Source organism: Ruegeria sp., from assembly GCF_028066395.1.
Taxonomy (GTDB): domain Bacteria; phylum Pseudomonadota; class Alphaproteobacteria; order Rhodobacterales; family Rhodobacteraceae; genus Ruegeria.
Window position 1 is genome coordinate 28,875 of sequence record NZ_JALCBM010000007.1, and the last position, 13,531, is coordinate 42,405.

Consider the following 13,531-nt stretch of genomic DNA (forward strand, 5'->3'; position numbering starts at 1 on the left):
TGTTCATCTGGCCATAAATATCCCGGGGGAGTCGCGCGTCAGCGCGGCGGGGGCAGAGCCCCCTTCCCCTTTTCAGCCTGACTTCGCCTTTTTCTTCTGCTCCATCACTTTCTCAGCCAGATCACGGGCAATGGCGAAGGCCCCCTTGATCTTGTCGCTGTCCTTCTTCCAGTCGCGGCGCACAACGATCTTGTTGTCCTTGACCTTGGCCAGCCCGCGCTGGTTCTGGATGAACTCGACCAGCCCCTGCGGCGACGCAAACTTGTCATTATGGAACTGGATCGTCGTCCCTTTTGGCCCGCCATCCAGCTTGGCGATGCCTGCCCGTTTGCACATGGCCTTGATGCGCACGACCAGCATCAGGGTGTTGACCTCTTTAGGCAGAGAGCCAAAACGGTCGATCAGTTCGGCAGCGAAGCCTTCCAGTTCAACCTTGGTCGACAGTGACGACAGGCGGCGATAGAGGCCCAGACGTACGTCGAGATCGGGCACGTAATCCTCGGGGATCAGGACCGGGACGCCCAGATTGATCTGCGGTGCCCATTGATCGTCGGCATCACTGAGCCCCTCCATCTCACCGGCCTTGATCTTGGCAATCGCCTCTTCCAGCATCGACTGGTAAAGCTCATAGCCCACATCGCGCATTTGGCCGGATTGTTCCTCACCCAGCAGGTTGCCCGCACCGCGAATGTCCAGATCCTGCGAGGCCAGCGTGAACCCGGCCCCCAGCGTATCGAGCGAGCCCAGAACCCGCAGGCGTTTCTCGGCCGTGGCGGTCAGGCGCGCGCGCGGTTTGGTGGTGAGGTACGCATAGGCGCGCGTTTTCGACCGCCCCACCCGACCGCGTATCTGATAGAGCTGCGCAAGGCCGAACATATCCGCCCGGTGCACCACCATCGTGTTGGCGGTCGGAATATCCAGCCCGCTTTCGACAATCGTGGTGGCCAGCAGCACGTCATATTTACCGTCATAAAAGGCGTTCATCCGGTCATCGAGCTCCCCCGCCGCCATCTGCCCATGCGCGACCACATAGGTCAGCTCCGGCAGTTGTTCCTTCAGGAACTCCTCGATCTCGGGCAGGTCCGAGATGCGCGGGACCACGTAGAAACTCTGCCCGCCGCGGTAATGTTCGCGCAGCAGCGCCTCGCGGATGGTGACGGCGTCGAATTCGCTGACATAGGTGCGGATCGCCAGACGGTCGATGGGCGGCGTGCCGATGATCGACAGATCGCGTACGCCGGTCAGGGAGAGCTGCAACGTCCGCGGGATCGGCGTGGCGGTCAGGGTCAGCACATGCACGTCCGAGCGCAGCTGTTTCAGCCGTTCCTTATGGCCGACGCCGAAATGCTGTTCCTCATCGATGATCAGCAGACCCAGATTATTGAACCGTATCCCCTTGGCGAGCAGCGCATGGGTGCCGATCACGATATCCACCGTGCCGCGCGCCAACCCGTCGCGGGTTTGCTGCGCCTCTTTGGCCGAGACAAAACGGCTGAGTTGCCGCACCTCCAACGGGAAACCCCGGAAACGCTCTTTAAACGAGGCCGCGTGCTGGCGCGCCAGCAGCGTGGTCGGAGCGACAACGGCGACCTGCACACCCGACATGGCGGCGACAAAGGCCGCGCGCATGGCAACCTCGGTCTTGCCGAACCCCACATCGCCGCAGATCAGACGATCCATCGGCGCGCCGGAGTGCATGTCCTCCATCACCTCAGAGATTGCGCGCAGTTGATCGTCGGTTTCCTGATAGGGGAAGCGCGCGCTGAACTCCTCCCACGCATGCGGTGGCGGGTCCATGACCGGAGCTTTGCGCAGGGCGCGTTCGGCGGCGATGCGGATCAGCTTGTCCGCCATCTCGCGGATGCGCTCTTTCAGCTTGGCCTTCTTGGCCTGCCATGCGCCGCCGCCGAGACGGTCCAGCAGACCCTCATCATGGCCGTATTTCGACAGCAGTTCGATATTCTCGACCGGCAGGTACAGCTTTGACTGTTCGGCATATTCCAGCAGCAGGCATTCATGGGCGGCACCGGCGGCGGTAACCACCTCCATGCCCATGTAGCGCCCGATGCCATGATCCACATGCACCACCAGATCACCGGGGGACAGCGATTGGGTCTCGGTCAGGAAGTTCTCGGCCTTGCGGCGTTTCTTGGGCTGGCGGATCAGGCGGTCGCCCAGCACGTCCTGCTCGGCAATCACCGTCAGGCCGGGGGTTTCGAACCCGTGTTCCAGCGCCCAGACCGCCAGATGCAGGCCCCGTTTGCCGATGCGAGTGCCATCGGTCACCGGGATCGCCTCGGCCAGACCTTCATCCTCGATCAACCCGGTCAGCCGTTCGCGTGCGCCTTCGGAATATGAGGCAATCAGCACCGGCCCCTTGGCCATCTTGTCAGTGATATGACCGGCCAGAGCGCCAAACAGGCTGATGCTTTCCTGCTGACGCTCGGGGGCAAAGTTGCGCCCGATGCGCCCGCCCGCGTCGATCACACCCGGCCCGCTGGCCTGCGGCAGAGGGCTGAATTGCAGCACCCGCCGGTCGCCCACCGCCTGCTCCCACGCGGCATCGTCCAGATAAATCAACCCGGGCGGGGTTGGTTTATAGACCGTATCCATGCGGGATCGGTTTTCCAGCGCCAGCCGCCGGGTCTCATACTGATCAGCAATCGTATCCCAGCGCGCCAGTCGCGCGGGCGTGATCTGATCGTCCAGTGAAATCGTCGCCCCGGGCAGATAGTCGAACAGGGTTTCCAGCTTTTCGTGGAAGAAGGGCAACCAGTGTTCGATACCCTGATGCTTGCGGCCCGCGCTGACGGCCTCGTATAGCGGATCATCGGTGCCCGCAGCGCCGAACTCGATGCGATAGTTCTGGCGAAACCGGGTGATGGCGGGATCGTCCAGAATAACCTCGGAGACCGGGGCCAGTTCCACCACCTCCAGTTTTTCAGTGGTGCGCTGGGATACGGGATCGAACCGGCGCGCGCCGTCCAGAACGTCTCCGAACAGGTCCAGCCGCACAGGGCCGGATTCGCCGGGCGGAAAGATGTCGATGATCCCACCCCGGATCGCGTAATCGCCGGGCTCCATCACCGTTGGGCTTTGGGTGAACCCCATCCGCACCAGAAATGCGCGCAGGGCGTCTTCGTCAATGCGGTGATCGACCCGCGCGGTAAAGGCGGCGGCGCGCAGGACATCGCGCGCAGGCACCCGCTGGGTCGCGGCGTTCAGCGTGGTCAGCAGCACGAACCGCGCGGGCATCTGATGCACCAGCGCGGCCAGCGTCGCCACCCGCGCCGCCGAGATATCGGCGTTGGGCGACACCCGGTCATAAGGCAGACAATCCCAGCCCGGAAACACAAAGACCGGCATGTCGGGGGCAAGAAAGGCAAGTGCTGCGCGCATCGCCTCCATCCGCTTGTCATCGCGGGCGACATGCACGACCGGAGCGTTCGCGCGGGCGATCTCGTTCAGGACAAGCTGGGCGTCAAACCCTTCGGGTGCGCCGCCAACTGTTACGTGGTTCAGCGCCTGCATCCCTGCGCCCTTTCGTTGTTACCAGCCCAGAACGCCGACCGAAAAGTTCTGGTACATCCCCCAAAGCGAGGTGATTAAAATCGAAACCATGCCGATCATCTGCGTATAAATCCGGCAGCGCGTCAGGGTTTTTGCCACGATCTCGACCGTGGGCTCCTGCCGTTTCAGCCGCCGGGCGGCGGTGATATTGATCAATGCGACAAAACACAAGGGGAACAGCAGCAGGAACACGGCCTGAGCAAACTCAAGCCCATAGTAAAACCCCATGGTCGCCAGACCGGTGAAGATGAAACAGCACAGGGCCATGATCGCCAGGCCGGACACTTCGGTCACATAGAGCAGCCGATTCATGTTGATCCGCACCATATCCAGCAGATCGCGTTCCGTCTGGCCACCCACGCGGCGCGCGCGCATCACCAGATCATAGGGCACCCCCATTGCCCAATGGCTGGACATCGACCACAGCACCGCCAGCCCGATCCAATACCACAGATTCGAAAAGCTTCGCATATCAATGCGTTCGAAGATCGCCGCGAATAAATCCAAACACCAGCCCCCTGTTCAGCGTCCTTGGGGCCGCGCATCGCATGGACGCGTCCTTTGGTACCCTTGAGACCTCGGCGAATTCATGCCACCCAATGCGCAATTGTTCAAGGAGAGCGCGCAATGAAACCGACCATCGCCCCCTATCCTCTTGCCCGCTTTCGCCGGGCCCGCCAGTCACCGGCAATCCGGGGGCTGGTGCGGGAAAATACGCTGACCACGGATGACCTGATCTGGCCCGTTTTCGTGCGCGATGGCGAAGGTGTGGAAGAGCCCGTATCCTCGATGCCCGGCGTCATGCGCCGCTCGGTCGATCTGATTGCAAAGGCCGCGGCCGAGGCGCAAGCGCTGGGAATCCCTGCGATCTGCCTGTTTCCCTACACCGATCCGTCACTGAAAACCGAGGATTGCGCCGAGGCCTGGAGCGCCGACAACCTGTCGAACCGCGCCATCCGCGCAATCAAGGCGGCGGCCCCGGATATCGCGGTGATGACCGACGTGGCGCTGGACCCTTACAACATCAACGGCCATGACGGCTATGTTGTCGATGGCGAGATTGTGAATGATCAGACGGTCGAGGCGCTGGTGAAAATGACCCTGGCGCAGGCCGATGCCGGGGCCGATATCATCGGACCCTCGGACATGATGGATGGCCGGATCGGCGCCATGCGGCAGGCACTGGAATCGGCGGGGCATCAGAATGTGATGATCCTGAGCTATGCCGCGAAATATGCCAGCGCCTTCTATGGCCCGTTCCGCGACGCGGTCGGCGCATCCGGCGCGCTGACCGGCGACAAGAAGACCTATCAGATGGACCCCGGCAACTCGGACGAGGCATTGCGTTTGGTCGAACGCGACCTGACCGAGGGTGCCGATATGGTGATGATCAAGCCCGGCATGCCCTATCTGGATATCTGCCGCCGGGTGAAAGACACGTTCGGCGCACCGACCTATGCCTATCAGGTCTCGGGCGAATACGCGATGATCCAGGCGGCGGCGCAAAACGGCTGGATCGACGGTGAAAAGGTGATGCTGGAGAGCCTGTTGGGCTTCAAGCGCGCAGGCTGCGACGGCATCCTGACCTATTTCGCCCCGCAGGTAGCACGAATTCTTCAGGGCTAAAACTCTATCCTGTCGCAATTTTTCGCCGATGGCGCGCCCCGGCGAGGCAGCTTTCCCGTGACATGAAGGCTCAATCGGCGTATTCTTGCACATAAGATCGGGATCACCCGGCAAATCAGGCATTTCTACGAAGAGACAGGAAACATGAGCAGTTCCAACACCCCCCGACTAAGCCGTCGCGGCTTTGCCTTTGGCATGGCCGGACTGACCCTGACCGCAGCCTGCGGCAACGGGGTCGGCAACAACAACGCTACCACGATCGACGCCCGGGTCGATGCGACGCTGACCGAGATGTACAGCAAGTATCCCAACACGGTCGAAATCGCCAACAAGGCCAATGGCATGCTGATCATGCCGCTGATCACCGAGGCCGGGTTCATCTTTGGCGGCGCCTACGGTCAGGGCGCGCTGCGCATTCAAGGCGCGACAGTCGACTATTATTCGGCCATTTCCGGCAGCGCGGGCCTGCAGATCGGCGCACAGCAATATGCGCATGTTCTGTTCTTCATGACCGAAGAGGCGCTGAACGATTTCCGCCGCTCCAGCGGTTGGACCGCCGGTGCCGACATTGGCTATGTGGTGGATGCCACCGGCGACTCGCTGTCGACCGACACGACGCAGCTGCGCAAACCGGTTCTGGCCGCCGTCTTTGGACAGGCGGGCCTGAAATTCGGCGCCACGGTCGAAGGCACCAAATACACCCGCATCATTCCGTAAACGCAAATACCACTCCCCCACTGATTAACCCCGCCGCGTCCCGTGGCGGGGTTTTTGATTTTCAATCGCTGTGGGAACGGTTTACGCAGCTATGCTCTTTCGGTCAGTCCGGGGTTACTTTAGGCTCACGCGCAATCAGGGCCAAAAGAACAAGTGGGGCGTGGTATGGGTGTGATCTTTCGCTGGCTGGTACGGATTGCCTCGGGGCTGGTCCTGCTGGTGCTGGCCGCCATCGGGCTGGTCTATTTTCTGGCTAGCCAGTCCCTGCCCGATTACGACCAAACGCTTGAGGTCAACGGCCTGAATGGCCCGGTCGAGATCATCCGTGACACCGCCAATGTGCCCCATGTTCTGGCAGACAGCGACCCGGATGTGTTCTTCGGTCTGGGTTACGCCCATGCGCAGGACCGCTTGTGGCAGATGACCATGCTGCGCCGCACCGCGCAGGGCCGCCTGTCCGAGGTGTTCGGCCAGCGCACGGTGCATATCGACAAGCTGCTGCGCCGGTTTGACCTCTATGGGTTGGCCCATCGCTCGGTCGAGGTGCAGGATGACTACACCAAAGCCGCCCTGCACGCCTATGCGGCCGGGGTGAATGCCCGGCTGGCCGAGATCAACGAACAGGCCCTGGGCCGTGGCGCGCCCGAGATGTTCCTGTTCAACGCCTCGGTTTCGCCCTGGCAGCCGGGCGACAGTCTGGCGGTGATCAAGCTGATGGCGCTGCAACTTTCGGGCCATCTGCAGGATGAGGTGCTGCGCGCCCGCACCTCGCTGATGCTGGACGATCCGGCCCGGCTGGTTGATATCCTGCCCGATGTACCGGGCCCCGGCATTGCCGCCCTGCCCGAATATGCCTCCCTCTTCCCCAACCTGCCACGCTATGCCGCCGGGACGGATATGCCCGACACGCCCCTGTCGCCCTTCCCGAAACGGGGACTGGCGGGTGCGTCCAATGCCTGGACCGCCGCGCCCTCACGTTCGGCCAGTGGCGGCACCTTGCTGGCCAATGACCCGCATCTGGGCTTCACCGCCCCCGGCACCTGGTATCTGGCGCGGCTGGAACTGACCAAGGGCGGCGTCATCGGCGCCTCGATCCCCGGCGTTCCCGCCATCATGACCGGACGCAGCGACCGGCTGGGCTGGGGTCTGACCTCGTCTTATCTGGACGATCAGGACGTACATATAGAACGTCTGAACCCCGACAACCCCGAGGAATATCTGACGCCCACCGGTTACAAGAAATTCCGCACCCGCCCCTCCATCATTGAAATCAAGGACGAGGCCCCGATCACCCTGACCCTGCGCTGGACCGACAATGGCCCGGTTCTGCCCGGCACCCACTACGATCTGGACACCATCACCCCGCCCGGCCATGTGGCATCTCTGTCGTGGAGCGCACTGAGCCCGCGCGACACCTCGATGACCGCGTCGATGGCGCTGATGAATGCCGATACGGTACGGCAGGCGATTGCCGGGGCCGAGGATTTCATCGCGCCTTCGCAAAACCTGTCGCTGGTGGACCGCAACACAATCGGGTTGAAGCTGATCGGCGCGATGCCCAAGCGGGATCTGAACAACCAGAGCCGGGGTCGCATCCCCACTCCCGCTTGGTTGGAACGCAATCGTTGGCAGGGCCGTCTGCCTTATGCAGACAACCCCGAGTTCGTGGCCCCGGCGGGCGGCATTCTGGGCAACACCAACAACAAGATCATCGACCGCCCCTTCCCCGAGCATGTCTCATACGAATGGGGTGACACCCAGCGCGTCCATCGCTGGGAACGGCTGATGCAGTCGCGCGAGGTGCATACCCGCGACAGCTTTATCGAGGCGCAGCTGGACACAGTCAGCTTCACCGCCCGCTCGCTGCTGCCGCTGATCGGGGCCGATCTGTGGTTCACCGGCGAATCCGCGCCCGAGGGCACCATCGAACGGCAACGCCAAATCGCCCTCGGCTTGCTGGCCGAATGGAACGGTGAGATGAACGAGCATCTGCCCGAACCCCTGATCTATGCCGCCTGGCTGCGGGCGCTGCAGATCCGCCTGATCTCGGACGAGCTTGGCCCGCTGGCCGCCGAATACAAACATGTCGAGCCGCTGTTTGTTGAACGGGTTTACCGCGATATCGACGGCGCCTCGGTCTGGTGCGACGTGCGCCAAAGCGCGCCGGTCGAGACCTGCACCGACATGGCCCGACTGGCGCTGGACGATGCGCTGATCTGGATCGGGGAACATTACGGCGACGCGCTGGAATCGCTGCGCTGGGGTGATGCGCACCAGGCCACCCATGACCATCCCGTTCTGGGCGAGGTCCCGGTGCTGCGCTTTTTCGTCAATATCCGCCAATCCACCAGCGGCGGCGACAATACCCTGCTGCGGGGCCGGACCTCGGGCGAAGGGCCTGATCCATTCCAGAACGTCCACGGCGCGGGCTATCGGGGCGTCTATGATTTTGCCGATCCCGACAGCTCGGTCTTTATCACGGCAACCGGGCAATCGGGTCATTTCCTGTCGCGCTACTATGACGATCAGGCGCAACTGTGGCGGCGGGGTGAGTATATCCCGATGTCGCTGGACATCGACCTGGCCCGCGCGGCGGCAGTGGGGGTGACCCATCTGATCCCGGCACGCTGACGCCGAACCACCCGGTTTTTCGCCGATATCCGCCACCCGCCACCGTGGCCGTGGACGTGCGCCGGTGCGATGGCCTAGCATCACCGGGACGTAGGCAAGACTTGGCAAGGGGGCAATTGTGGGAAGCGTTCGAGATGAGATGAACAATCTGGCGCGGGATTACGCCATCGCGTGGAGCTCGGGAGACCCGGACGCCGTGGCCTCTTTCTACGCGCCGGACGGTCAAATTATCATCAACCGGGGCGACGCATTGCAGGGCCGCCCGGCCATCGCCGAAATGGCACGCGGCTTTTATGCCGAGTTTCCCGACCTCGAAGTACGCTGCGACATGATGCGATGGGCCGGAACCCACGCGATCTTTGTCTGGACGCTGGAAGGGCATCACGCCCAGACCGGCAATCGCGTCGTCACCCGTGGCTGGGAAGAATGGGAACTGACCGAAGATGGCAAGGTGCAGGCCTCGCTCGGGTGGTTCGATGCCGAGGATTACCAGCGTCAGATCGACGGGGTTTAGGAGGGTTCTTCCGTCACCTCATAGTCACGCGGGATACCCTGCGTGATATGAAACCAATCCGAGGCCCGTGTGCGTGTCTGATGCGCGTCGAAAGCGGCGCGGTTTTCGAATAGTTCCGTCACGCTGAACCGGCCCGGATCGGTCTCATCTTCGATGACATCGAAGGACAGACAACCGGGTTCGGCCCGGCTTAGCGCGATATGTTCCGGCAAGGCCGCGCGGACTTCAGCTAGCCGCTCCGCCGGTACGGTGATCTGGCCCCGCAGCCAGACCCTTGTCTCACCCTCGTTCATAGCGCCCCGAACTGGGCGGCCTGTTTGTCGGTCCACAGCACGGTGATGACAAAACCATCCTCAGTCTGTTCTTCCCCCCGCACCACATCCTGCCGGAACAGCCATGCGCGCTTGTCGCCCTCGGCAAAGCTGAGCGTCAGTTCAGCCTCATGCCGGACGCCTTGCAATTTCGTGGCAATCTCGGCCAGCAGGGGCGCGACCCCTTCGCCGGTGACCGCCGAGATGGCAAAGATCGCGGGATCGCGTTCGGCCCGGGCCAGCGCGGCTTCGCGGTCATCGCCCCACATCAGATCGATCTTGTTCCAGACCTCCAGCCGTGGCCGGTCCTCATCCACACCCAGCGAGGTCAGAATCGCCTCGACATCGGCGGCCTGCGCGTCGCTTTCCTCGTGACTGATATCGCGGACATGGACGATCAGATCGGCGCCCAGCACCTCTTCCAGCGTGGCGCGGAAGGCGGCGACCAGTTCGGTCGGCAGGTTCGAGATGAAACCCACCGTGTCCGACAAGATCACCTCGGGGCCGTCGGGCAGTTCCACACGGCGCATGGTCGGGTCCAGCGTGGCGAACAGCATGTCCTTGGCCATCACCTCAGCCCCGGTCAGACGGTTGAACAGGGTGGATTTGCCCGCGTTGGTATAACCCACCAGCGCGACGATCGGATACGGCACCTTGGCGCGCGCGGCGCGGTGCAGGGTGCGGGTCTTGACCACCTTCTGCAACTGGCGGCGCAGGCGCACCAGCTGTTCGTCAATGGCACGGCGGTCGGCCTCGATCTGAGTTTCACCGGGTCCACCAACAAACCCTAGCCCACCGCGCTGCCGTTCAAGGTGGGTCCAGGCCCGCACCAGCCGCGTGCGCTGATAGCTGAGCGCCGCCATCTCGACCTGCAGCACCCCTTCGCGGGTGCGCGCGCGGTCGCTGAAAATCTCCAGAATCAACCCGGTGCGGTCGAGGATTTTGACCTTCCACGCCTTTTCCAGATTGCGCTGCTGGACCGGGGTCACCGGGCCGTCGATCAGGACCAGTTCGACCTCGTTGTCGTGGAACCGTTCGCCCAGTTCCTCGATCTTGCCGCTGCCGAACAGGTATCCGGCCTGTGCGCGGGGCACGCGCACGATCTCAGAGCCGACCACATCCAGGTCGGGCAATGCGGCGGCCAGTGCCACCGCCTCGGCCAGCGCCGGTTCGGGAACACGGCGCTGTTCATCTGATTTGATTTCGGGATGCAGCACCCAGGCCCGGGTTCGCGTCCGTTCGTGATCCATCAAGAGGCGTCTTCGCCCTCATACAGGCTGATCGGCTGCGACGGCATGATGGTCGAAATCGCGTGCTTATAGACCAGCTGCGACTGTCCGTCGCGGCGCAGCAGCACACAGAAATTGTCGAACCAGGTGATGACACCTTGCAATTTGACGCCGTTGATCAGGAAAATCGTGACCGGGACTTTTGCCTTGCGTACATTATTCAGGAACGCGTCCTGCAGATTCTGTCTGTCCGAAGCCATATTCAGTTACTCGCCATTGTTCTTGCGACGCGCCGCGGATCGGAGCGCTCCCTCCGCGTAAGTATGGAGTGGAGCGCGCAGATATTCCAGATGAAAAATCAGGCGTTAACGGAATGCGGTCAATCGCGCCACAGGGCGGGTGTGATCAGGGCGATGATCGCAAGCGTTTCCAGCCGCCCGATCACCATCGCCGCGCATAATGTCAGCTTGGCCCCGCCGGACAGGTCGATCAGCCGGATCGGCACATCGGTGGCCAGTTCGATCAGCGGCCCGGTGGTGCTGAGCGCCGCAACACTAAGCACCATGGCCTGCTCGAACCCGACCCCGAAAATAGCCAGCAGCAGGTCGAAAACACCCAACGTCAGGGCGAACATCATCAGGAAGATCCAGGCGATGAAGGCCCCGTCGCTTTGGATGCGCCGGTTGCCGCCACCTTCGCCGCTGACGGATGAGGGGTAAATCAGCCGGTCAATCTCGCGCTTGCCATTCAGATACAGCGCATAGACCCGCAGCAGCTTGACCCCGCCCGCCGTGGTGGCCACGCCGCCGCCGATCAGCGCCAGCCCCATCAGGACCAACCCGGGCGTGCCCAGCCCCGACAATTGCTGCGCATCGTTCCAGTTGGCGCTTTCGAACCCGGCGGTGGTCAGGAAGGACATCACCGTAAAGACCATGCCCCAGATGACATGCAGCGCCTGCAGCGGTTCGACCTGCAAGCCCAGTTCCGCCACGCCCGCCAGCACCCGGAAAAACAGCAGCGCCGCGACAGCCAGCACGATCAGGATGCCGATCCGAAACTCGGGGTCCTTGTCCAGCCGCGCATAGCCCGAGGTGGCGGTGTCGGTGGAAAAGGTCAGGCGCGACAGGGCGAAAAACAGGAACAGAAACAGGATCGCCTCGCCCGTGATGCCCGCCGTCGATCCCTCCAGCCCGCCGACCGGGGAAATGCCCGAAGTCGCCATCACCGACATGGCGTGGCAGACAGCGGTCAATCCCATTTCGCCAGCGACCAGCAGCAGGACCCACATCACCACGGTCAGCCCGGCATAGACCGGGGCCAGCGTGCGGGTCACCCGCAGAAGGTGGCCGCGCGGATCGACCCGTTCACTTTGCGCCACGCCCGAGACCGGACGGCCCGGCTGGCCGCGCGCGGTCACCTCGAACCCGCCCAGCGACAGAGGGGCCAGAATCGCGGCTGCCGCAATCCACATCAGCAGCCCGCCCAGCCATCCGACCAGCGCCCGCCACAGATGCAGCGGTGCGTTCAGACGGTCGGGATCGGGGAACAGGTCCGCACCGGTGGTGGTCACCGCGCTGACCATGTCGAAATAGGCGTTCAGAAAGCTGGTATTGCCCAACGCCTCGTATAGCGGCACTGCCAGAAACAGCGGCAGGATAGTGAAGGATGACAACATCACCGCCAATTGCCCCAGCGTCCCGCGACGGGGTTCACGGTTCAGCAAAGCCAGCGCGATCAGCGACACCACGAACAGGCCCAGCAACCCGGAATAAAAGAACGAGCGCGAGGTCTCGTGATCATCCAGCGTCAACGCATACACGGCCGGTATCCACATCGCCAAGGCGGCAACGCCCCAGATCAGCAACAACAACGGCAATCGCCGCATGACCCCGATCTGCTGCTGTCCCCGCGCCCGATACATCAGAAGAAATCGATCGAGACCTGCATCAGGCGTTCGACCTCGGGCACGTCCTTGGCCAGTGCGAAAATGGACACCACGTCCTTTTCGTCGATGCGCAGGCTGCCGGTGGGCCGGATCACATCATCGCCCTTGCGCACGGCCCCCACCAGCACACCTTCGGGGAAGTCAATGTCGCGCAACCGCTGCCCGGCCATGGGCGAGGTCGACAGCACCTCTGCCTCGATCACCTCGGCCTCGGCATCACCGATGGAATAGACCTGCCGCACTCGGCCATGGCGGATATGGCGCAGGATCGAGCTGACGGTGGTGGCGCGCGGGTTGATATAGGCATCGATGCCCAACGGCCCCATCAGCGCCACCATGCTGGGATCATTGATCAGTGCGATGGCCAGCGCGCAGCCCTCGGCCTTGGCGCGCACGGCGGCCAGCATGTTGGTCCGGTCGTCATCGGTGACCGCCAGCATCGCGTCGGCGCGTTCGATCCCGGCCTCGCTCAGCAGGGACGAATCCAGCCCGTCGCCGTTCAGAACAATCGTGCGCTCCAGCGCCTCGGCGGCGATCTCGGCGCTTTTGCGGTCACGTTCGATGACCTTGGCGCGCACCCGGCCTTCGCGTTCTTCCAGCGTGCGCGCGACCTCAAGCCCGACATTGCCGCCACCCACAAGCACCACCCGGTCCTGTTTCTTCTGCGCCTTGCCGAACACCTCCATCGTGCGGTCGACATCCTTGACGCTGGTAAAGACATAGCATTCGTCGCCGACAAACAGCTGATCATCCGGTTCCGGCGCAAACAGAGACCCCTCGCGCCGCACCCCAACCACGATGGAACTGAGGGTCGAGAACAGATCGGTCAGTTGCCGCAGGGGCGTGTTGACGATGGGGCAGTCCTCTTCGACCCGGATACCCAGCAGTTGCGCCTTGCCATCCATGAAAATCTCGGTGTCAAAGGCCGAGGGTGCCGACAGGCGGCGCATGGCGGCGGCGGCGACCTCTCGTTCCGGGCTGATCACCA

At 63.0% G+C, this 13,531-nt stretch carries 11 protein-coding genes; 4 read left to right on the forward strand and 7 right to left on the reverse strand.

The genetic code is table 11. The features are described 5' to 3' along the window. Positions 1-72: 72 nt before the first annotated feature. Both mfd and MPJ51_RS04085 read right to left on the reverse strand, forming a co-directional pair. The gene (gene mfd / locus MPJ51_RS04080; protein ID WP_298382145.1) at positions 73-3,531 is read right to left on the reverse strand and encodes a transcription-repair coupling factor; all 3,459 of its coding nucleotides are present in this window, start codon (positions 3,529-3,531) and stop codon (positions 73-75) included. An 18-nt stretch (positions 3,532-3,549) separates the two neighbouring features. After that, positions 3,550-4,077, reverse strand: a complete 528-nt coding sequence (locus MPJ51_RS04085) for a component of SufBCD complex (RefSeq protein ID WP_298382149.1) — start codon at positions 4,075-4,077, stop codon at positions 3,550-3,552. Positions 4,078-4,197: 120 nt separating this feature from the next. Here MPJ51_RS04085 and hemB point away from each other — a divergent pair, with 120 nt between their 5' ends. The 4 genes from hemB (at position 4,198) to MPJ51_RS04105 (ending at position 9,058) form a co-directional block, all read left to right on the forward strand. Further along, positions 4,198-5,196 (forward strand): porphobilinogen synthase, encoded by a 999-nt coding sequence (hemB, locus tag MPJ51_RS04090; RefSeq protein WP_298382152.1) that lies wholly within the window; start codon positions 4,198-4,200, stop codon positions 5,194-5,196. Between the two features lie 144 nt (positions 5,197-5,340). Then, the gene (locus tag MPJ51_RS04095; protein ID WP_298382155.1) at positions 5,341-5,913 is read left to right on the forward strand and encodes a YSC84-related protein; all 573 of its coding nucleotides are present in this window, start codon (positions 5,341-5,343) and stop codon (positions 5,911-5,913) included. A gap of 165 nt (positions 5,914-6,078) precedes the next feature. After that, positions 6,079-8,544 (forward strand): penicillin acylase family protein, encoded by a 2,466-nt coding sequence (locus MPJ51_RS04100; protein ID WP_298382158.1) that lies wholly within the window; start codon positions 6,079-6,081, stop codon positions 8,542-8,544. Positions 8,545-8,662: 118 nt separating this feature from the next. After that, complete coding sequence (locus tag MPJ51_RS04105; RefSeq protein ID WP_298382161.1) at positions 8,663-9,058, forward strand: nuclear transport factor 2 family protein; 396 nt, start codon at positions 8,663-8,665, stop codon at positions 9,056-9,058. Here the strand turns inward: MPJ51_RS04105 and MPJ51_RS04110 are convergent. From MPJ51_RS04110 to trkA, 5 genes are all read right to left on the reverse strand, one after another. Next, positions 9,055-9,351 (reverse strand): putative quinol monooxygenase, encoded by a 297-nt coding sequence (locus tag MPJ51_RS04110; RefSeq protein WP_298382164.1) that lies wholly within the window; start codon positions 9,349-9,351, stop codon positions 9,055-9,057. The genes MPJ51_RS04105 and MPJ51_RS04110 overlap by 4 nt on opposite strands. Further along, a complete protein-coding gene (hflX, locus tag MPJ51_RS04115; protein ID WP_298382167.1) occupies positions 9,348-10,619 on the reverse strand; it encodes a GTPase HflX in 1,272 nt (423 codons plus the stop codon). Before hflX ends, MPJ51_RS04110 begins: the two co-directional genes overlap by 4 nt. After that, positions 10,619-10,858, reverse strand: a complete 240-nt coding sequence (gene hfq, locus MPJ51_RS04120) for an RNA chaperone Hfq (RefSeq protein WP_010440340.1) — start codon at positions 10,856-10,858, stop codon at positions 10,619-10,621. Before hfq ends, hflX begins: the two co-directional genes overlap by 1 nt. A 119-nt stretch (positions 10,859-10,977) precedes the next feature. Then, entirely contained in the window at positions 10,978-12,519 is a 1,542-nt protein-coding gene (locus MPJ51_RS04125) for a potassium transporter TrkG (protein WP_298382182.1), read from the reverse strand. Beyond that, on the reverse strand, positions 12,519-13,531 hold a 1,013-nt coding region (gene trkA, locus MPJ51_RS04130; protein WP_298382185.1), incomplete at its 5' end, for a Trk system potassium transporter TrkA. The genes trkA and MPJ51_RS04125, both read right to left, overlap by 1 nt.

Bases quoted from the DNA above. Each gene is read 5' to 3' on its own strand.
- hemB (WP_298382152.1), top strand. From the start codon at position 4,198: ATGAAACCGACCATCGCCCCCTATCCTCTTGCCCGCTTTCGCCGGGCC.
- MPJ51_RS04095 (WP_298382155.1), top strand. From the start codon at position 5,341: ATGAGCAGTTCCAACACCCCCCGACTAAGCCGTCGCGGCTTTGCCTTT.
- mfd (WP_298382145.1), bottom strand. From the start codon at position 3,531: ATGCAGGCGCTGAACCACGTAACAGTTGGCGGCGCACCCGAAGGGTTT.
- MPJ51_RS04110 (WP_298382164.1), bottom strand. From the start codon at position 9,351: ATGAACGAGGGTGAGACAAGGGTCTGGCTGCGGGGCCAGATCACCGTA.
- hfq (WP_010440340.1), bottom strand. From the start codon at position 10,858: ATGGCTTCGGACAGACAGAATCTGCAGGACGCGTTCCTGAATAATGTA.
- hflX (WP_298382167.1), bottom strand. From the start codon at position 10,619: ATGGATCACGAACGGACGCGAACCCGGGCCTGGGTGCTGCATCCCGAA.
- MPJ51_RS04100 (WP_298382158.1), top strand. From the start codon at position 6,079: ATGGGTGTGATCTTTCGCTGGCTGGTACGGATTGCCTCGGGGCTGGTC.
- MPJ51_RS04125 (WP_298382182.1), bottom strand. From the start codon at position 12,519: ATGTATCGGGCGCGGGGACAGCAGCAGATCGGGGTCATGCGGCGATTG.